The following is a 19,898-nucleotide window of genomic DNA, read 5'->3' on the forward strand; positions in this document are numbered from 1 at the left end:
ACACAATATGAAGGGCAATACGATTTTATACATAAAAAAACCTCCAGCCATATTTGACTGGAGGGATGGTTTTACACGTGAAGAAACTTCGGCAGGTCCTCATCTTCAAGCAGGTTACCCACATAGAACGCACCAAATTCACCGTAGCGCGCACTTGTTTCATCAAAACGCATTTCATATACAATTTTCTTAAACTGCAGCACATCATCCGCGTAAAGCGTTACGCCCCATTCCCAATCGTCAAAGCCGACTGAGCCTGAGATAATCTGTTTGATCTTGCCGGCATACTGACGGCCGATCATGCCGTGGTCATACATCAGCTTTTTACGGTCTTCCATAGAAAGCATGTACCAGTTATCATTGCCTTCACGCTTTTTATCCATTGGATAGAAGCAGATGTGCTTCGCTTTTGGCAGCTTCGGATACAGACGTGATCTCACATAAGGGTTTTGATATGGATCTTCATCAGAATCCTTAGAACCATAGCTTCCAAGCTCAACAACAGATACATACGAATAAGTAGGTATTGTATAATCAGCTATTGTTAATTTGTTAAATTCATTCTCAAGGTCATTCAGCTCTTCCATTGTCGGACGCAGAATAAATAATACGAAATCTGCCTTCTGCCCAACAATTGAATAGAACGAATGACTGCCTAGGTCCTGATCCTGTACATCATTCAGCTTCTTTAAAAACTGCTGGAACTCATTAATTGCCGCTGTGCGCTCATCGCTCGTCAGCTGCTTCCACGAAGTCCAGTCCATCTTACGAAAATCATGCAGGCCATACCAGCCATCCAGCGTAGTTGCCGCTTCACTCATATTCAGTCACTCCTAAATGAAATGTCATATAAACTCACTGATTCTATCTTATCATAAAGGGAACAGGGACAGCTAATGAGGGAGGAAGGGTTCATGAAATTGTTGTACTTTTGGTACCGCTGATTTCCGTTCCAGGCGGGAGGCTTTCCGGATGGTGGTTGCTAAGCCTCCTCGGCTCCGCCTGCGGGGTCTCAGTTTCCCGCTGTCCCGGAGTCCCCCGCCTTCCACTGCAATCAGCTGAGTGAATTTATGCATTCCATCATTTTAAATAGTAAGAGAGGTTTTATATACTTTTATTTTTAAATAACTACATTGAGATTATTGTAGCGGAAGGGGGCGACTCCAGCAGGAGAAGTCGGACAGGTGAGACCCCGCAGTGCGAAGCGCGAGGAGGCTCACCGCCGACCCTGCGGAAAGCGTCCCCCTGAAGCGGAAATAATCGGTTACCTATACTCATTTTCCTTAAAATTGTCGGAAAACAAAAACTTTTCTAATGAAAACGTTGACATAAAAGCTATTGGTTGAATTCACTTACAGATGGGGTATGCTTACAAGTAGAGACCAATTTAGGAGGATGAATCATGAGCGATTTATTCACAGGATTAAAAGAGAAATTATCAGGTAAAGAACGCCGTATCGTATTTCCTGAAGGATCTGACGAACGTATTCTAAGAGCAGCAGGCCGTCTTGCAGCAGAAAATATCTTAACACCAATCCTAGTCGGTAACCCGAACACCATTGCTGAAAAAGCAGATGAAGCAAGCATGAGTTTAGATGGATGTGACATCGTTGATCCGGCATCATACCCGGAATTTGATGCACTTGTTTCTTCATTCGTTGAGCGCCGTAAAGGGAAGGCAACTGAAGAACAGGCACGTGAGATTCTTTTAGATGAAAACTACTTCGGCACAATGCTTGTCTACACAAACCGTGCAGATGGTCTGGTAAGTGGTGCAGCACATTCAACTGCAGATACAGTGCGCCCGGCGCTACAGATCATTAAAACAAAAGAAGGCGTGAAAAAGACATCAGGCGTATTCATCATGGTACGTGACGATGAAAAGTACGTATTTGCTGATTGCGCAATCAACATTTCACCGGACAGCAATGACCTTGCTGAAATTGCGCTTGAAAGTGCAAAGACTGCTGAAATGTTCGATGTGGACCCACGCGTTGCGATGCTGAGCTTCTCAACAAAAGGTTCAGCGAAATCACCTGAAACTGAAAAGGTAACGGACGCAATTAAGATTGCAAAAGAAGCGAACCCTGAGCTGACACTTGATGGTGAATTCCAGTTCGATGCAGCTTTCGTTCCTTCGGTAGCGAAAAGTAAAGCGCCGGATTCAGAGATCCAGGGTGATGCAAATGTATTTGTATTCCCAAGCCTTGAAGCTGGTAACATCGGTTACAAAATTGCACAGCGCCTTGGCGGATTCGAAGCAGTTGGCCCAATCCTACAGGGACTGAACGCACCGGTGAATGACCTTTCACGCGGATGTAACGAAGAAGATGTATACAAGCTTGCGTTAATTACTGCAGGTCAGTCACTATAAAATATAGATGAATCCCCCGTCTGAGTGATCAGGCGGGGGATTTTTGCGTGGTTTTACTGGTAAGTGTCATATAAGTCTGGTTGAACGTCGTATCATCCTTCTTGAGGTAGTGATACACCCGGATTGAGTGCTGTATGATGCCGCCTGAGAGTGGTATCAGCCCAGCCGACTGTCATCACACCCATAACTGATTGCAACAAAAAACAGCGGAGACCTGTGCTCCGCTGTTCAAAAATATTATTTCATTTCAACCAAATGAAGCTCAGGCTGTTCTTTCTTCGTCGTACAGATCGACTCCCAGTCGTGAGCGGCACCGTCACGCATGGTGACGATCCGGTCAGCAATTGCTTTAGAGTCTTCGAGGTCATGTGAGACAAAGATAGATGTAATGCCAGTACTCTTAATAATCTCTCTCAGCTCACTGCGAATTTTAATCTGCAGTCCGGCATCCAGGTTACTGAATGGCTCATCAAGTAATAGAAGAGATGGCTTAGGTGCAAGCGCACGTGCGAGCGCAATGCGCTGCTGCTGCCCGCCGCTTAATTCGTGCGGATAGCGTTTTGCATAGGTCGTCATATTAACAAGCTCAAGTACTTCCTCAGCGCGCTGCTTTCTTTCGCGGCGGCTGAGCTTTTTTAAGCCGAATTGAATGTTCTCAAGCACAGTCATATGTGGAAACAGGGCGTAATCCTGGAATACCATGCCGATTCCGCGCTTTTCAGGAAGTACGAAGCGGCGGTCATCCGTCATCACTGCACCGTCAATTGAGATTTTGCCGCAAGAAGGGACTTCAAGACCGCAAAGCAGGCGAAGGATTGTACTTTTCCCGCTGCCGCTATCACCCTGAATTGAAATGATTTCACCCTGTTCAATTTCTAAATGAAAATGGTTAATTGTGTTTGTTTTCGCTTTTCCATAACAAAAGCATAGGTCTTTGATTTCGACGAACATACTAATTCGGCTCCTTTTCTAAAACTTGATGGAAGATATAAATCGCAATACCGCTGATGACGACAATCAAAATTGAAGCAAGAGATGCCTCATGGATTTGTTCGTCACTGGCGTACTGATAAGCTTTAGTGGCTAAAGTGTCAAAGTTAAAAGGTCGTAAAATCAGGGTTAACGGGAGTTCTTTTAAAATATCGATAAAGACCAGGATAAAGCCGCTGATCAGCGGAACTTTTATCATACGCAGGTCCACTTTGAAAAACGTTTTTGTCAGGTTTTCACCAAGCATCCTGGACGCTTCAGTATATTTATTTCCGATTTTATCAAATCCGGCTTCAACTGAATTGTAGCCGATCGCAAGGAAGCGAATAATATACGCTGAAATCAGAATGAATAAACTTGTACTCAAGAAAAGTGATGCTTCCATCCCCATTGTCTCGTAAAAAGCAAACAGCCATTTATCAAGATCAATAAAGATTGTACTGATCCCGACGGCAATGACTGCTCCGGGGATTGAATATCCAAGAATGGTAATGCGTGCAGCTGATTTTGAGACAAAGCTCTGATGCATTCTTGCAAAGTTTGCAATGATGACTGCAAATACCATTACAAGTGCGGCGCCAATAAAGGATACCGTTACAGAGTTTGTAATAAACGAGATAAACTCAGCTGATGCAATCTTTTCAAAAGTTAAGATCATCCAGTCGACCATTTGAATAAATGGAATCAGGAATGCAAGCATGAAAATGAACAGGCAATAGCCAAAAGCAATCCATGCTTTTGACCCTTTTAGCTTGATAGGCGTCAGCGGTCTGGACTTAGCTGTGGTTGAACTGTATTTCTTTCGCCCGCGCAGCACTTTTTCAAGAATCAGGATAGCGAAAACGATAAACATTAGTGTTGCAGCAAGCTTGATCGCTGAGTTCAGATCATTCATGCCAAACCAGGTCTGGAAAATGGCTGTGCTGAATGTCGGAACACCGAAATACTGTACAAGACCGTAATCATTTAACACTTCAAGCAGGACTAAGCTGACACCGCCCACAATGGCGCCACGCGAGATCGGGAGCACAACTTTGAAGTAGATTTCCCAGGAATTCCTCCCAAGCAGCCGCGCGTTTTCAACAAGTGAAGCGGACTGATGCGCAAGGAAAGCGCGTGTAATCGTATATACATAAGGAAATAGAAACATTGTGAAAATAAATACTGCACCAGGCAGGTTCAGGATATTGACATATGACTGGTTAATCGAGATATCCCAGTTGTTCCTGAGCGTCGTCTGGATCACACCGGTATAATCGAGGATGCCGTTATAGGTATATCCTGCGATAAAAGGCGGGATCGCAAGCGGCAGTATAAGCGCCCACTTAAAAAATTTCTTCATCGGAAAATCATACGCAGATACAAGCCAAGCAAGACTCGTACCGACTAAAATCGTGAATAATCCGGTAAATAACATAATTAAACCTGTATTTTTTAACAGGTCAGGTAGAATAAACTCCTGGATATGTGCCCAGTTTTCTGCTTTCTCAGTAAAAAAGTTAATTAAAATTGTTAAGTTCGGCAGCAAAATCAGAATAACAATGATTAAGCTTAAGAGTGACCAGATATTCAGATAACCTGGTATTTTTCGAAACACCTTCAAGCTGGACACGTCCTTAAAATCTGCAATTCAATGTACAAACAAAAAAGCTTGCAATCGTTCCCTGATAATGATAACAGTTCTCATTTGTTTTGTATAGTTGAAAACGCTTATTTAGCAGGAATTACCGAACGAAAAGTGGCTAACTGTGTCAAGATTTAGACAAATTGCGTGTGACTGATTGAGTGCGAAAAATGAAAGGGTGGTTGAAAAAAGTGGGGAGATGATAGATAAATCACAGGAGATGACGTGAAAAAGCAGAGCATCAGTCTTCCGTCGGTGAAAAAACAAAAGGGTGGGTTGAATGACGTTAAGGGGTGATGGGTATAAGACAAAAGGTGATTGAAAAAAGCTGCATCACCTGAAATCAGGCAATACAGCTCAAAATAATCTTATTTCCAGCCAACTTCATTCATGATCTGAAGGGCACGTGCGTTATTTTCTCCAAGTTCAGTCAGGTTGATGTCCTGAGCCTTGAACTCGCCCCAGCTTTGCAGAAGCTCTGAAGCTTCAACGTTTTCGTTGGCAGGGTATTCATAGTTTGCTGCAGAGAATTCTTTCTGAGCAGCTTCAGAAGATAGGAATTCGATAAACTTCTGAGCGTTCTCTGTGTTCTTGCTGCTTGCTGTAACACCGGCACCGCTGATGTTAACGTGTGTACCTGTTGTGTCCTGGTTAGGGAATACAACTTCAAGGTTTTCAGCTACTTTTACTTCTTCTTCATCTTCAGAATTCAGCATTTGACCAAGGTAGTAAGTGTTCATAACAGCTACATCACCTTCACCAGCAGCAATTCCTTTTGCCTGGTCACGGTCTCCGCCTTCAGGGTCGCGTGCCATATTGTTTACAATGCCTTCAGCCCATTCTTTTGCAGCGTCTTCACCATTAAGTGAAATCATAGATGCAACAAGTGACTGGTTATAGATGTTTTCAGAAGAACGGATCAGCACGCGGCCTGCCATGTCTTCTTCAGTTAGTGACTCATATGTCTGGATTTCTTCAGCGTCTACATTTTCCGGGTTATACACGATGACACGTGCACGTTTTGTTAAACCATACCACTGGTTGTCAGTGTCACGAAGGTTTTCCGGGATGTTTTCATTCAGCGTATCACTTTCGATTGACTGAAGCAGTTCAAGATCTTTCGCGCGGTGCAGGCGTCCTGCGTCAGCTGTCATGAATACGTCAGCTTCAGATGCAACACCTTCACGCTCAAGACGTGCGATTAACTCATCATCTTTACCTTGAATAACGTTTACTTCAATGCCAGTTTCTTCAGTGAATTGATCGTAAAGCGCCTGGTCTGTCTCGTAGTGACGGCCAGTATAAAGATTAACTTCTCCAGCTGATTCCTCAGTTGCTTCAGAATCGTCTGTAGAACCGTTTTCTTCTGTTACTTCCTCTTCACCTGAATTTCCGCAAGCTGTTAAGATTGCAAGAATCAGGGCTAAACCAAATAGATACCATGCCTTTCTCATGATGCACACTCCTTGTATGTAAATTTAATTGAAAATGATTATCAGCACTATTCAAATTATAATGATAATCATTCTCAAGTCAATAGCTTTTTGTAAAGTAGTATAAAAGTTTTCTATTGAGTATCTGTGATATAATTTTCTCAGTTTGACATAGAGGAGAATCAGTATGGAAGATCAGGGTTTGGCGCTGTTAAAGCAGCCTTTATGGAGAGTGATTGATCAGTCAGGTTTTGGCTTTGAGTTTGAAGCGCTGCAGTCATTTGCAATGGACGATACGCTTTGTGCGTCCTCAGGGAGCGGAAAGGCACCTGCGACAGCACGCTCATGGGTGCATCACAAAACAATTGTACTCGGCACACAGGACGCCCGGACACCACATTTAGAAGAGGGGTTAAAGCTCCTTGAGAACGAAGGATGGCGCTATATCGTCCGGAATTCAGGCGGTCTGGCAGTGGTGCTTGATGAAGGCGTATTAAATATTTCACTTGTGTTTTCTGAAGCAGATAAAGGAATTGATATTAATAGCGGCTATGACGCTATGCATGCGCTTATAAAAGAAATGTTTGCTGATTTCGGTCGGGAAATTGAAGCGTACGAAATCATACATTCCTACTGTCCGGGCAGCTATGACTTAAGTATAAATGGCAGAAAATTTGCCGGTATATCTCAAAGACGCCTGCGCGGGGGAATCGCGGTACAGATCTATCTCTGTATGAACGGCAGCGGGTCTGAGCGTGCGGAACTTGTGCGTCTTTTCTATGAGCGTGCGGTTCAGGGAGAAGAGACGAAATTCAGTTATCCCGACATCCACCCGAAAGATATGGCCTCATTATCAGAACTGTTCGGCGTTGAACTCACCGTGCAGGACGGCATGCTGCGATTTCTAAATGCACTGAAGTCAGTCAGCGGCGAGCTGGTAGCCGGTTCACTGAATGGTGAAGAGCTGGACCTGTATGCGGCTTATTATGACCGGGTTGTGAAGCGGAATGAGAGTGTGTTAGGAAGGTAAAAGAGTGAGCGGAAGACCGGATGTGGTCTTCTGCTTTTTTGGAATACGGTCGCGGGTGATTTCGGATCATATTGATCAAATTTCGGGTCGGATTCGTGATTTTTCAAATCAGATTTTAACTTTTTCAAGTCACATTTTTTGAAATGTTGATTTCTCAGATCATATTCGCAAATTCCTGAATCACATTCTCAGTTTTTTAGATCAGATTCACACACTTTCAGATCACATAAATCAGGCGTCCACTCCACGCCTTATGCCCGTCGGAGCTGAACGAGCGCCTTCCGCTTTTCTCAGTGCTCCGCAACTTTTTCCAAATTCCCATTCCGGTCCATCTTAAAAGTATTCGCATGCTCCTGCTCGTTAAATAGCACAAGCTTTCTCGCGCGGTTCATGATTTGCATCAGTGTATCATAATCCTCTTTCATGGCAGACTCGCGTTCTTCTAAATAATGTATTTTCTTTTCGAGAGAGCGGTATTTTTCCTGCCAGACTTTCACTTCTGTGGATAGCCTGTCAGAAACCTGCAGTGAGCCGGTGCGATCGAGCTGCTGAAGGAACGCAATTACCGAACTTAATGACAGTTCTGATACGCGCTTTTCAGGCTGAGGGGCAGGCTGTGCAAAAGCTGGTGCAGTTTCCTCTGCTATTTCTTCATTCATTGAAACGTGTTCTTCCGGTTCAAAGCCTTCCGGAACAGAAAAGTCAGGCCGGTATAATACCTTCTTTTTACCGGAATGATCCTTACCAAGCAGTCGATTACGTTGTTTGCGCTGCTTTTTTGCAAGACTTAAAGCCTGCTCAAACTGACTGCGCACAACTGCATTCCATCTGAATCCACAGGCTGCTGAAGTCCGGTCGAGCTTATCTCCGGCTTCCTCAAATGCATTCAGCTGCGTACTTCCTTCTCTCACATGCCGCAGCACAGTGTCTGCAAGCAGCAAATCATCCTCTTCCATCCAAGCATCCTGACGGTTTTTCATCCTCGTCACTCCAATCTTTGAATCTTTCTGCTATCATTTTCTCCCTGGTGTAAAAGTTTTATACATCCCACTCTCAAAAAAAGATTCCCATAGCACAAGATTGAAACCGTACTTTCATCTCAGGTACAATGACAGGTAGTAAACAATATTGAATTTAACCATACATAAAAGCCGTTCGGTACAAAGTGGACGGCTGTTTTACTTTCAAAAAGAGGGTAAATATTTGTTAACATTTATAATAGTAATTAGCAGGAATTTAATTTTTATACTCTCTTAGCTGGTCCTTGGAGTGGAGGACGGAGACTCCCGCCCCGGAAAAGGATGGACCGCAGAGCTTTAGCTCGAGCAGGCTCACCGGCCGGGGGCAGGAAAGCGCAGTCCTCCACGAAAAGGACTAGCGGTAATGAAAGTACTTCCTAATAAAAATTTTTCCCCGTCTCAAAAACTGAGACGCCGGCATTTGAAAAAACTTGAAATTTGTCAAGACGTGAAGTAAAAAAATAACCCGTTATAATGTTAGATAACGAAAGAGATGAGGGACACACATGACGTATGCGCAGCAAAAACTGGCTGAGGAAAAAGTATTCAAAGACCCCGTCCACCGCTATATCCACGTGCGGGATCAGGTCATCTGGGATCTGGTCGGAACACGTGAATTTCAGCGTCTGAGAAGAATCCGCCAGCTTGGAACAACTTATCTGACTTTTCACGGAGCAGAACACAGCCGCTTTAACCATTCGCTTGGTGTATATGAAATTATCCGCCGAATTGTGGATGACGTATTTGCACCACGACCTGAATGGGACAACAGTGAGCGCCTGTTATGCCTGTGTGCTGCACTGCTGCATGATCTTGGGCACGGGCCATTTTCACATTCATTTGAAAAAGTGTTTGAGCTGGACCATGAAGATTTCACGCAGGAGATCATTCTTGGTGATACTCAAGTGAATCAGGTACTGACAAAAGTGTCGCCTGATTTCCCGCAGAAAGTGGCAGATGTCATTGCCAAAACGTATGAAAACAAACAGGTGATCAGCCTGATCTCAAGTCAGATAGACGCTGACAGAATGGATTATCTGCAGCGTGACGCTTACTTTACAGGGGTCAGCTACGGTCATTTTGATATGGAAAGAATTTTGCGTGTGTTAAGACCGGTGGATGATCAGGTTGTGATTAAATCGAGCGGGATGCACGCAGTGGAAGACTATATTATGAGCCGTTATCAGATGTACTGGCAGGTGTATTTCCATCCGGTTACCAGAAGCTCTGAAGTCATATTGACAAAAATTCTTCACCGTGCAAAAGAATTGAGCAGCAAAGGGTATAAATTTGCATACGAGCCACGTCACTTTAAATCAATGTTTACCGGTAACGTGACGCTAAAAGATTATCTAAACCTTGATGAGTCAGTCGTAACTTACTATTTTCAGATGTGGGAAGATGAAAAGGATCCGATTTTAAGAGACCTCTGTGACCGTTTTATGCAGCGCAGACTGTTCAAGTATGTGGAATTTGATCCTTCAAAGGAATATAAAAAATTAAACCAGCTTGAACAGCTGTTTAAAGAGGCTGAGCTTGATCCGGACTATTATCTGGTGGTTGACTCATCTTCTGATCTGCCGTATGATTTCTACCGGCCTGGAGAAGAAGAGGAAAGAGTTCCGATCCATTTATTAATGCCTGGCGGTGAAATTAAAGAACTTTCACGCCAATCTGAGATTGTAGACGCGATTTCTGGGAAAAGAAGAACAGACCATAAATTATATTATCCAAAAGATTGTCTGATGGATGATACATCTCATAAAGAAACAAAACAGAAAATCCTCGACATTCTCGGGGTAACAGAACGCTAAAAGGGGAGAAATTCAATGATGAAGGATCACGCCCGGCTCATGCAGGCATTTTCAGCAGTAGATGAAATTGTCGGTAGAAAAAAGCTGCAGAAGATCATTTTTATCGCCAAAAAACACAACTATGCATTCCATGAAAAATATCAGTTCCATTTCTTCGGACCGTATTCAGAAGAACTGACGCTGAGAGTGGAAGAGCTTTGTAATATGGGATTCCTAAAAGAATTTAACGAAAAGAAAAGCGGCTATTACCAGTACCGCTACGAAATCACAGATGAGGGAAGAAACTTTCTCGCATCGCAGGAGCTGCCGTCAGCTGAGCTTCAGCCGTTCCTGACAGACCTCAACCAGCAATCCTCAAGATTTTTAGAACTTGTCTCAACCATTCTTTACTTTGATTCTCTGGAAGAGCAGGAGTGTATTGAAAAAGTAAGAAAAGTAAAAGAAAAACAGAACTATACAGATGATGAATGTCAGGAAGCTTTGGCTTACATAGCGCATTTGAAGACATTATCTTAAATGAGAACCTCTCCCTAGTTGGAGGGGTTTTTGTTTTGTGTAAATTTTGTTCTTGGGCGGAAGGTTGTGCGACGTTTGCAGGCGGGTGTTCGCCGGGAATATGTCCGGTTCAACGGGGAATATCCTATGTTCGACGGATAAACCGGGTGGTTCGCCACTTAACACATAAACTTCGACGCTTCATGTCATTAGATCCATGTCAGTTTGGACAAAATATTTTAAAAGTGATCAAAATCATTATGACCCACTAAGGTTTATTGGAGCGTAAGGGGGCGACTCCAGCAGGAGAAATCGGACAGGTGAGACCCCGCAGTGCGAAGCGCGAGGAGGCTCACCGCCGATCCTGTAGAAAGCGTCCCCCTGAAGCGGAAATGACCCGTTATAGAAAGCGCGTCAAAATTAAATGAACGTTTTTGAATGTTTTTGAAAGAAAATGATTGATTTATGTAAGCGTTCTCTTTATAATGAAATTACAATCAACACGAAAAGGAGAATGGATATGCTGACTGAAGAGCGTTATTCCATCATTTTAGATAAGCTGAAATCCTTTGAGACAGTAAAGATCCAGGAGCTTATCGATATCACGGGTGCCTCGGAATCAACGATCAGACGTGACCTGACTGAACTTGAAAAAAAGAAATTCATTAAAAGAATCCACGGCGGGGCCAGAAGAATGGAACGGAAAATGGATGAACCCGGTATGGAAGAAAAATCAGTCAAAAACCTTCATCAAAAACAGCGGATCGCTCAGGAAGCGGCAGCGCTTGTTGAAGAAGGTGACTGTATTTTCATTGATGCAGGTTCAACCACAAATCATATGATTCCTCATTTACCTGAGGGAGACATCATTGTTGTGACAAACGGTTTGATGCATATTGAAGCCTTGATGAAAAAAGGAATCAGGACTTATCTGACGGGCGGCGCTGTGAAGCCGAAGACAAATGCGCTGATTGGAAGAGGGGCGATTGATTCGCTGAACGGCTACAGATTTGATAAAGCATTTATGGGAACGAATGGTGTCCATTATGAGTCGGGTTACACCACGCCTGATCCTGAAGAAGCACAGGTGAAAGCAGCGGCGATCAGTCTTTCGCGGGAAGCTTTTGTGCTGGCGGATTCAGAAAAAATTGGTGAAATTGCATTTGCAAGGTTTGGCGAATTAGGTGAAGCGGTGCTTATTACTGAGACGTTTGAGGAAAACGCAGCGCTCTATAGGAACCATACGAATGTAAAAGAGGTGGAAATATGATTTTAACTGTAACGCTCAATCCATCAGTGGATTATGTGGTCCGCGTTGAACAGTTCAACGAAGGACATTTAAATAGAACGGACCAGACGACATTTTATGCAGGCGGAAAAGGGATTAACGTCTCGCAGGTGCTAAAAGAGCTTGATGTTCAAAGTACGGCAACGGGCTTTACTGGCGGATTCAGCGGAAGGTTCATTGAAGAGACGTTAGCAGAAAAACAGATTAAAGCGGATTTCATTCATGTTGAAGACCATTCCCGTATCAATATCAAATTGAAGACGAATGAAGAAACGGAAATTAATGCTGCCGGACCTGTCATTTCAGCTGAAAAAGTCAGTGAACTGATTGAGCTTATCAGCCGTTATGGAAAAAGCGATACGCTTGTGCTGGCCGGGAGTATTCCTTCAAGTGTGGAGCGGGATTTATACGGAAAGCTTGCAGCAGCGGCTTATCAAAATGAGATGCATGTCGTTATTGATTCTGAAAAATCACTGCTTGAGCCGGCACTCGGGACACCGCTAACGCTGATTAAACCGAATCATAAGGAGCTCGGCGGCTATGTAGGCCGGGATATTCAGACTGTTGAAGAAGCGGTCATTTATGGAAGGCAGTTTTATCAGGATCACCATATTGACTATCTGATGGTCTCAATGGCTGAGCATGGAGCGGTTTTATTTGCAGGTGAGGACACATACGTCGCCACGCCACCTAAAGGTGAGCTGATCAATAGCGTAGGCGCCGGTGACTCGTCTGTTGCAGGATTCCTTGCAGGTCTTGAAAAGGGTTATTCATTAGAAGAAACATTTGCGCTCAGTATGGCATGCGGCGCAGCAACCGCATTTTCAGAAGGACTTGCTGTTAAAGAACAAATTGATCACTACTTGCCAATGGTACAAATAAGGGGGTTAGTATAATGAAGATTACAGATTTACTCACAAAAAGCACAATTAACCTTGAACTAAAGTCAACAGATAAGCAGGGCACCATTGATGAAATGGTCAGCCTGTTAGACCGCGCAGGGAAGCTTGCGGATCCAAAAGCATACCGCGAAGCGATTCAGGCACGTGAAGACCAAACAACAACCGGTATTGGAGAAGGCGTAGCGATTCCTCACGCAAAGACGAAGGCGGTAAAAGAGCCTGCGATTGCATTTGGACGTTCAGTTGAAGGACTTGATTATGAGTCGCTTGATGGACAGCCGGCGCACCTTGTATTCATGATTGCAGCAACGGAAGGCGCAAACGATACACATCTAAAGGCGCTTAGCCGTTTATCGGTATTACTTTTAAAAGACGAAGTGAAACAGGGGCTGCTTGATGCAAAAACGCCTGATGAAGTGATTGCGCTGATCTCAAGCTTTGAAGAAGAGGAAGCGGAAGAAGAGCAGTCAACGGGCGAAGTGCAAGGACAAATTTTAGCAGTAACGGGTTGTCCAACCGGCATCGCGCACACATATATGGCAGCTGATGCACTGAAAAATAAAGCAAAAGAAATGAATGTGCCGATTAAAGTTGAGACGAACGGTTCAGACGGCGCGAAAAATGTGCTCACTGCGGAAGAAATTGAAAACGCTGTAGCGATTATCGTAGCAGCTGATACAAAGGTTGAAATGGAACGTTTTAAAGGGAAGCGTGTCATTGAAGTCCCTGTAACAGACGGAATCCGTAAAACTGAAACCTTGATCAACCGCGCGATTAAGCAGGATGCACCTGTTTACCAGGGCAGCGGCGGATCAGGTGAAAAGAAGGAAGAAGGTCAGGCAAAAGGACGTTCAGGCGTGTATAAACACCTGATGAACGGAGTATCAAATATGCTTCCGTTTATCGTAGGTGGGGGAATCCTGATCGCACTATCTTTCATGTTTGAAGACCAGCTTACAGGTGAGCGTTCAGCGCTTGGTGATATTTTAAGCTATATCGGTGGCGACAACGCATTTGCACTGATTATTCCGGTACTCGCAGCATTTATCGCGATGAGTATTGCAGATCGTCCGGGCTTTGCGCCGGGTATGGTCGGCGGTTTGATGGCAGCTTCAAGTAACGCAGGTTTCCTTGGCGGGATTATCGCCGGTTTCCTTGCAGGTTACTTAGTCCTTGGATTAAAGCGCGTATTTGCTAATCTGCCACAAGTATTTAACGGGTTAAAACCGGTTCTGATTTATCCGCTGTTTGGTATTTTGATTACAGGTTTGATTATGTACTGGGCGGTTCAGCCGCTGAGCGCGATTAACCAGGGCGTTATTAACTGGTTAGGTGGTCTTGGAACAGGTAACCTTGCACTTCTTGGCTTACTGCTTGGAGGTATGATGGCTGTTGATATGGGTGGTCCAATTAACAAAGCAGCTTATGCGTTCGCGCTTGCAGTTGCAGCAGACGGTCAGTTCGGACCACAGGCAGCTGTGATGGCTGGTGGTATGGTGCCGCCGCTTGGACTGGCACTGGCAACAACACTTTTCCGTAAAAAGTTCAATGAGCAGGAGCGTAAAACAGGGGTTTCAGCATACTTCCTTGGTGCATTCTTCATCACAGAGGGTGCGATCCCATTCGCAGCAGCTGATCCGCTGCGCGTCATTCCTTCAGCAGTCGCCGGATCAGCAGTCGCAGGTGGTCTGACATTATGGTTTGACCTTGCACTACGCGCACCACACGGCGGAATCTTCGTATTCCCAACACTTGAAGGTTCAGCGATTAATATCCTGTTGTATCTGATTGCGATTGTGGCTGGAACGGTTGTCACTGCGCTAACAGTTGGGTTCTTGAAGAAGCCGGTTGTGGGGTAAGTGGTGTGTGGTTCATAGATCAGGACGTTATGTTCTTAGAAAAACCAGTCTGGTTCGCAGAATAATATCTGATGTTCATGGAATGAACCGGGTGGTTCGGAGAAATTCTGGCCTGGTTCTTAGAATAGTGAAATTAGACCTATGCGCAATAGCGCCAAAAAACTTCCTCCAGGCGAAGCCTGAGGAAGTTTTTTGTCTCACTAATTTTATTGTCCAGCTCCAGCGACTAAGCCCTCAAGTCATAAGTCAACCTGAGAAAACGGGGAAAACCACCCGTTTCTCTCAGGTCGCCTTATGCTTGTCGGGTTTGAACAAGGCGCTTCCACTTTTCTTATTGATCGCTTACTCTTGTGCCGCCAACACCATAATCCGTCTTCTTCATTTCCTCAATAATAATCGACACCTTATCGGGCGTTGCACCAGTCGTCTCAACCACTGCATCTGTCACCTTTTTAACAAGCGCTCTCTTTTGGTCATCACTGCGACCCTCAATCATTTTTACTGTCACAATCGGCATCTCAAAGATCTCCCCTCAAAGTGTATTCATCGTTTTCAACTGACCTCATATGATACAATTAAATACGATAACGCACATTTATTGTATATGATTTTTTATACTTTTACATAAAGTAAAGATTGACTTGTTGATTTTGGTTGGGAACACTTTCGAAATACCTGCACAGCTGTGATTGGAGCTTAAGGCGGCGACTCCTGTGGCAGGAAGGGACAGGTGAGACGATCATGGCTCACCGCCCGGCCACGGAAAGCGTCCGCCTGAAGCGGAAATCAACAGCCAATATTAACAGAGCAACACGTAAAGGAGCGAACATACATGTCAGACAAAAAGAAAAACATCGGCTTCAACATCATTAAAAACGACCCGACAGACGGTCACGGTGGCTTTGGCGTCGGCTCACTCAGTCTGGATAACGTATCACCAGTCATCGTAGACGTTGCAGAACAGGAAGCAGAAGTTGATATCGGTGCCATGCACGCAAGATCCAAAGTGGAAAAGCGCATCAAATTTACAACAAACCGTGAAGACTCTGAAGGCGGGAAGGATTATTGGCTCGTCTGGGTCACAATTGACCGGAAACCTGAAGGGCCTTACTACGCCGGCGTGACTGCATGTGAAATGGTTGTAAACGTTGAAAAGCGCAGAGGCTATAAGGTGCTTGCGGATCATGTCAACCTGATGGATAAATCAATGAAGCGTAAAATCATTGTCGACCATATGGATGATACGTCTAAAAAAGTGCTGGCAGACTTCCTGAAAGCACACAATGAAGCATTTTGGAATGCCTCTGAGCCGGAGCTTCACGAAGCGCTGCTGTCAACAGAAAAATGACATTCGTGAACAAATTGTGACGGATTGTAGAAAACTGTCACCGATTATTGCTAGAGGGAAAAAAAGAGAGTAAAATTACTTAACAGTTGCATTGAATATGTAGCTAGGACACGAAAAGACCCGAGGCCGCACACCTCGGGTCTTTTTGCGCGCAAAAATGTCACTCCATAAACCATTTCTCAAACCAGTTTTCTTCCTCAGTATGACCGTTCACCGGTTCGCCCGGCGGCGGAGCGGTATTCCCGTCGCAATCTTCAAGCGGTGCAGTTGCTTCGACGAAATAAGCGGTCCTTTTACTGCAGGACTCTCCGGCAAGCAGACCTGTATGAGGATCCATTTGAACAGCTGTAACACCAGGCGGCGGAACGAAAAATTCTTCGGGACGTTCTGCATGGGCCCGCTCCATAAAGCGAAGCCAGATCCATTTTGCTGCCTGCTTATCCTCAGTCAGGGTAAGCGTTCTGGAATCGTCATAGCCTGTCCACACACCGGCTGTCAGTGCCGAAGAAAAGCCAATCATCCACTGGTCGGTGTCAGTTGTACCCGACTTCGCTGCATATTCACGCGTTTTTTCATCTAAAAGCGTAATCCCCGTCACAGTCGAATAATCATTCAGCGCAGGATCAAACGTCCCTGTCAGCATATGCGTCATCACGAACGCCTGCTGCTCATCCATGATCCGCTTTGCCTTTTTTTTCGTTTCATAAATGACTTCTCCATCAGGCGCCTCAATTTTTCTGATCAGCACCGGATTCACTTTTTTGCCCCCATTTGCAAAGGCGGAATACGCATTAAACAACTCCAGCGGAACCGCTTCAGACGTTCCAAGTGCAGCTGAAGGCACCTCGTCAACCGGCGTACTTAAGCCGAATTCCTTTGCCTGACTCTTTAATACGTTACTCCCAAGAAACTCGTGCGCCTTGACCGCGTAAATGTTATCCGAAATCGCAATCGCCTGAGCAAGCGTAATCGCGTCATTCGCATACTTTTGGTTAAAGTTTTGAGGGGCATATTCACTTCGTCCTTCATCATAGACAAAAGTGGTGGGCTCACTCCGCATCGTTGTAGCAGGGGTAAACCCTTTTTCAAGCGCCGCCGTATATAAAATCGGCTTCATGGTGGAACCCGGCTGCCTGAACGCCTGTGTCACCCGATTAAATGGACTTTTCTCAAAATCCCGTCCGCCGGTCATTGCTTTTACTTCACCACTCTCGGGATCAATAGCAGCAAACGCCACTTCAAGTTCAGTTGCAGGCATATTCTCTTTTACAACCTCGTCTGCAATCATCTGCAGCTCGGTATCAAGTGTCGTATAAATCTTCAACCCACCGTATTTCAGATAGTACGGCTCAAGCTCAATCGACTCAAGCTCCTTCCACACGGCTTCCTGAAAATAGGGAGCTGACCCGAGAAATTCTGAAGGAGGGGAAGCAGTCACCTGTATTTTTTCCTGAGCGGCTTCTTCAGCCTGTGCTTCCGTAATATCTCCATTTTCAAGCATCTCAGCAAGCACAAGCTCCTGCCGCTCCTTTGCCTGTTCAAAATAATCGACCGGCGAATAGCCGGAAGGGGATTTTGGAATACCTGCAAGCATCGCAGCCTGTGCAAGTGTCAAATCATCTGAAGAAACCCCGAAATAATACTGACTTGCTGCTTCAATGCCGTAACGTCCATGCCCGTAATAAATCGTATTCAGATAGCCTTCAAGAATATCTTCCTTCTCATAATTCCATTCCAGTCGGATCGTATATAAAGCTTCGTTTATTTTCCTCGCCCATGTCTTATCATGCGTTAAATACAGGTTGCGCGCATACTGCTGTGAAATCGTACTCGCACCCTGCACCTTCGCCATTGCCTTTATATCAGCAACAACAGCACCGGCAATTCTTTTAAAATCAAAGCCTTTATGATCATAAAATTTCCGGTCCTCAACCGCAATCACGGCATCAACCGCAAATGGGGAAATATCATCAAGTGATTTCCAGTACCTTTTCTCACCAGACGACCGTTCCCCGATCAGCTGATCTTCGCCGTCAAACAGTAGTGTAGACTGCGTAACGGCAATAGAAGGGGGCCCGGTCGTTTTAGCGTAAAAGTACAGCATAGTGACTGAAGCACCCCATAAAAATACGAACGTAATCATACTGAGCAGAGCAAGCTGCAAAATCCTGATGCGCTTCCTCCGTCTCCTCCGCGAAACACGTCCCAACGGCTCCGCCTCCTGTTTTTAAATCTAGTATGTGCAGAGTTGTTAGGATTTAATCTACTTATTTGAAATCTGGATCCTGTTTCTTTCCCGAGATGTAGCAATCTTTGCTAAAGTTGTAGCGATACACCCGGAAAGTTGCACCAATCCAGTCCCAGGTTGTAGCATTCCACACTCAACTTGTAGCAATACACCCGGCAACCCGTCGCAATCCAGCAAAATCCACTCGCTAAATGCCCCCTGCCACACCCTCTTCATGCCCTTCACAAACCCAAAGCCAGTGACCCAACTGCATCAACCCCAAAAACCGCCTCAAAAAATTCATACAACCATCCCAAACAATCCAAAAAACATCTTGAATTCTCCCCAAAAAAGTCTATACTTTTCCTCATGTGTGTTTTCTTTTCAACCAACGTGGAAAACACACAAAGTAGCGAATTAAACATTGTTTTTAAACCACATACTGGTTGTGAGTATAAAGTTTTTAAAGGTACATCTATTCTTAATCCATTTCAGATTTTGGTTGGAGTGGAAGGCGGAGACTCCCGCCCCAGGAAGGGACAGGTGAGACCCCGCAGAGCGAAGCTCGAGGAGGCTCACCGCCCGGGGGCAGGAAAGCGCAGTCTTCCACGGAAACCAAAAGCGGTTATGAAGAACAATTTCATTTAAAAAGGAGAAATGCAAAATGGGCGGATTCTGGTTTACAGAAAAACAAACCGAAAACTTCGGTATCACAATGAAAATCAAACAAACACTACACTCGGAAAAAACAGACTTCCAACAACTCGACATGGCTGAAACAGAAGAATGGGGCAACATGCTATTCCTTGACGGCATGGTTATGACATCTCAAAAAGACGAATTCGTATACCACGAAATGGTTGCACACGTTCCACTTTTCACACACCCAAACCCTGAAAACGTACTCGTTGTAGGCGGCGGAGACGGCGGTGTGATCCGTGAAGTACTTAAGCACCCTTCAGTAAAGAAAGCAACACTTGTTGAAATCGACGGCAAGGTAATCGAATACTCAAAGAAATACCTTCCTGAAATCGCAGGAGACCTTGAAGACGAGCGCGTGGAAGTCATCGTTGGAGACGGCTTCATGCACATTGCTGAAAGCGAAAATGAATTTGACGTGATCATGGTTGATTCTACAGAGCCTGTAGGACCGGCTGTTAACCTATTTACAAAAGGCTTCTATTCAGGTATTTCAAAAGCGTTGAAGGAAGACGGCATTTTCGTTGCCCAGTCAGATAACCCATGGTTCAAGTCTGACCTGATCAAGCAGGTCATGAGCGACGTGAAAGAAATCTTCCCGATCACACGTCTGTACACAGCAAATATCCCAACGTACCCAAGTGGTCTGTGGGCATTCACGCTTGGATCTAAAAAGCATGATCCATTAAAAGTTGCAGAAGAAAGATTCCATGAAATTGATACGAAGTATTACACAAAAGAGCTTCACAACGCAGCATTCGTACTGCCAAAATTCGTGAAAGACTTAACTGAATAG

The 19,898-nt window shown here is 44.8% G+C and carries 16 protein-coding genes; 9 read left to right on the plus strand and 7 right to left on the minus strand.

Translation table 11 applies throughout. The features are described 5' to 3' along the window. Positions 1 to 71: 71 nt before the first annotated feature. Complete coding sequence (gene hemQ, locus ACH6CZ_RS08585; RefSeq protein WP_374097017.1) at positions 72 to 821, minus strand: hydrogen peroxide-dependent heme synthase; 750 nt, start codon at positions 819 to 821, stop codon at positions 72 to 74. A gap of 581 nt (positions 822 to 1,402) precedes the next feature. Between hemQ and pta the strand changes: the two genes are divergently transcribed. Then, positions 1,403 to 2,374, plus strand: coding sequence for a phosphate acetyltransferase (pta, locus tag ACH6CZ_RS08590; protein ID WP_374097018.1), 972 nt, complete (start codon positions 1,403 to 1,405; stop codon positions 2,372 to 2,374). 237 nt (positions 2,375 to 2,611) lie between these two features. Here pta and ACH6CZ_RS08595 read toward each other — a convergent pair whose 3' ends face one another. The 3 genes from ACH6CZ_RS08595 to ACH6CZ_RS08605 all read right to left on the minus strand — a co-directional run bounded on the left by ACH6CZ_RS08595 (position 2,612) and on the right by ACH6CZ_RS08605 (position 6,442). Further along, positions 2,612 to 3,325 carry an ABC transporter ATP-binding protein gene (locus ACH6CZ_RS08595; protein ID WP_374097019.1) on the minus strand — a complete coding sequence of 238 codons (714 nt, stop codon included), beginning with the start codon at positions 3,323 to 3,325 and terminating at the stop codon, positions 2,612 to 2,614. 1 nt (position 3,326) lies between these two features. Continuing rightward, the gene (locus tag ACH6CZ_RS08600; protein ID WP_374097020.1) at positions 3,327 to 4,967 is read right to left on the minus strand and encodes an ABC transporter permease; all 1,641 of its coding nucleotides are present in this window, start codon (positions 4,965 to 4,967) and stop codon (positions 3,327 to 3,329) included. Positions 4,968 to 5,356: 389 nt separating this feature from the next. After that, positions 5,357 to 6,442: a Fe(3+) ABC transporter substrate-binding protein gene (locus ACH6CZ_RS08605; RefSeq protein ID WP_374097021.1), complete on the minus strand. Its 1,086-nt coding sequence runs from the start codon at positions 6,440 to 6,442 to the stop codon at positions 5,357 to 5,359. Between the two features lie 166 nt (positions 6,443 to 6,608). Here ACH6CZ_RS08605 and lipL point away from each other — a divergent pair, with 166 nt between their 5' ends. After that, on the plus strand, positions 6,609 to 7,451 hold the full coding sequence (lipL, locus tag ACH6CZ_RS08610; RefSeq protein WP_374097022.1) for an octanoyl-[GcvH]:protein N-octanoyltransferase: 843 nt from the start codon (positions 6,609 to 6,611) through the stop codon (positions 7,449 to 7,451). Between the two features lie 290 nt (positions 7,452 to 7,741). Here lipL and ACH6CZ_RS08615 read toward each other — a convergent pair whose 3' ends face one another. After that, complete coding sequence (locus ACH6CZ_RS08615; RefSeq protein WP_374097023.1) at positions 7,742 to 8,431, minus strand: RsfA family transcriptional regulator; 690 nt, start codon at positions 8,429 to 8,431, stop codon at positions 7,742 to 7,744. A 545-nt stretch (positions 8,432 to 8,976) separates the two neighbouring features. Between ACH6CZ_RS08615 and ACH6CZ_RS08620 the strand changes: the two genes are divergently transcribed. From ACH6CZ_RS08620 to ACH6CZ_RS08640, 5 genes are all read left to right on the plus strand, one after another. Then, positions 8,977 to 10,284: an HD domain-containing protein gene (locus tag ACH6CZ_RS08620; RefSeq protein ID WP_374097024.1), complete on the plus strand. Its 1,308-nt coding sequence runs from the start codon at positions 8,977 to 8,979 to the stop codon at positions 10,282 to 10,284. A 15-nt stretch (positions 10,285 to 10,299) separates the two neighbouring features. Continuing rightward, entirely contained in the window at positions 10,300 to 10,800 is a 501-nt protein-coding gene (locus tag ACH6CZ_RS08625; RefSeq protein WP_374097025.1) for a YwgA family protein, read from the plus strand. Positions 10,801 to 11,299: 499 nt separating this feature from the next. Then, on the plus strand, positions 11,300 to 12,049 hold the full coding sequence (locus ACH6CZ_RS08630) for a DeoR/GlpR family DNA-binding transcription regulator (RefSeq protein WP_374097026.1): 750 nt from the start codon (positions 11,300 to 11,302) through the stop codon (positions 12,047 to 12,049). Beyond that, entirely contained in the window at positions 12,046 to 12,963 is a 918-nt protein-coding gene (gene pfkB / locus ACH6CZ_RS08635; RefSeq protein WP_374097027.1) for a 1-phosphofructokinase, read from the plus strand. The genes ACH6CZ_RS08630 and pfkB overlap by 4 nt, the downstream gene beginning before the upstream one ends. Then, positions 12,963 to 14,828: a PTS fructose transporter subunit IIABC gene (locus ACH6CZ_RS08640; RefSeq protein ID WP_374097028.1), complete on the plus strand. Its 1,866-nt coding sequence runs from the start codon at positions 12,963 to 12,965 to the stop codon at positions 14,826 to 14,828. Before pfkB ends, ACH6CZ_RS08640 begins: the two co-directional genes overlap by 1 nt. 331 nt (positions 14,829 to 15,159) lie before the next feature. Here ACH6CZ_RS08640 and ACH6CZ_RS08645 read toward each other — a convergent pair whose 3' ends face one another. Continuing rightward, positions 15,160 to 15,345: a 2-hydroxymuconate tautomerase gene (locus tag ACH6CZ_RS08645; RefSeq protein WP_374097029.1), complete on the minus strand. Its 186-nt coding sequence runs from the start codon at positions 15,343 to 15,345 to the stop codon at positions 15,160 to 15,162. A 315-nt stretch (positions 15,346 to 15,660) separates the two neighbouring features. Here ACH6CZ_RS08645 and ACH6CZ_RS08650 point away from each other — a divergent pair, with 315 nt between their 5' ends. Beyond that, positions 15,661 to 16,176 (plus strand): YwhD family protein, encoded by a 516-nt coding sequence (locus tag ACH6CZ_RS08650; protein ID WP_374097030.1) that lies wholly within the window; start codon positions 15,661 to 15,663, stop codon positions 16,174 to 16,176. A gap of 160 nt (positions 16,177 to 16,336) precedes the next feature. Here the strand turns inward: ACH6CZ_RS08650 and ACH6CZ_RS08655 are convergent, their stop codons facing one another. Next, on the minus strand, positions 16,337 to 18,385 hold the full coding sequence (locus tag ACH6CZ_RS08655; protein ID WP_374097031.1) for a transglycosylase domain-containing protein: 2,049 nt from the start codon (positions 18,383 to 18,385) through the stop codon (positions 16,337 to 16,339). A gap of 682 nt (positions 18,386 to 19,067) precedes the next feature. On the opposite strand from ACH6CZ_RS08655, the gene speE reads away from it, so the two are divergent. After that, entirely contained in the window at positions 19,068 to 19,898 is an 831-nt protein-coding gene (gene speE / locus ACH6CZ_RS08660; protein WP_374097032.1) for a polyamine aminopropyltransferase, read from the plus strand.

The sequence above is a fragment of the Jeotgalibacillus sp. JSM ZJ347 genome (assembly GCF_044383825.1).
GTDB lineage: Bacteria > Bacillota > Bacilli > Bacillales > Jeotgalibacillaceae > Jeotgalibacillus.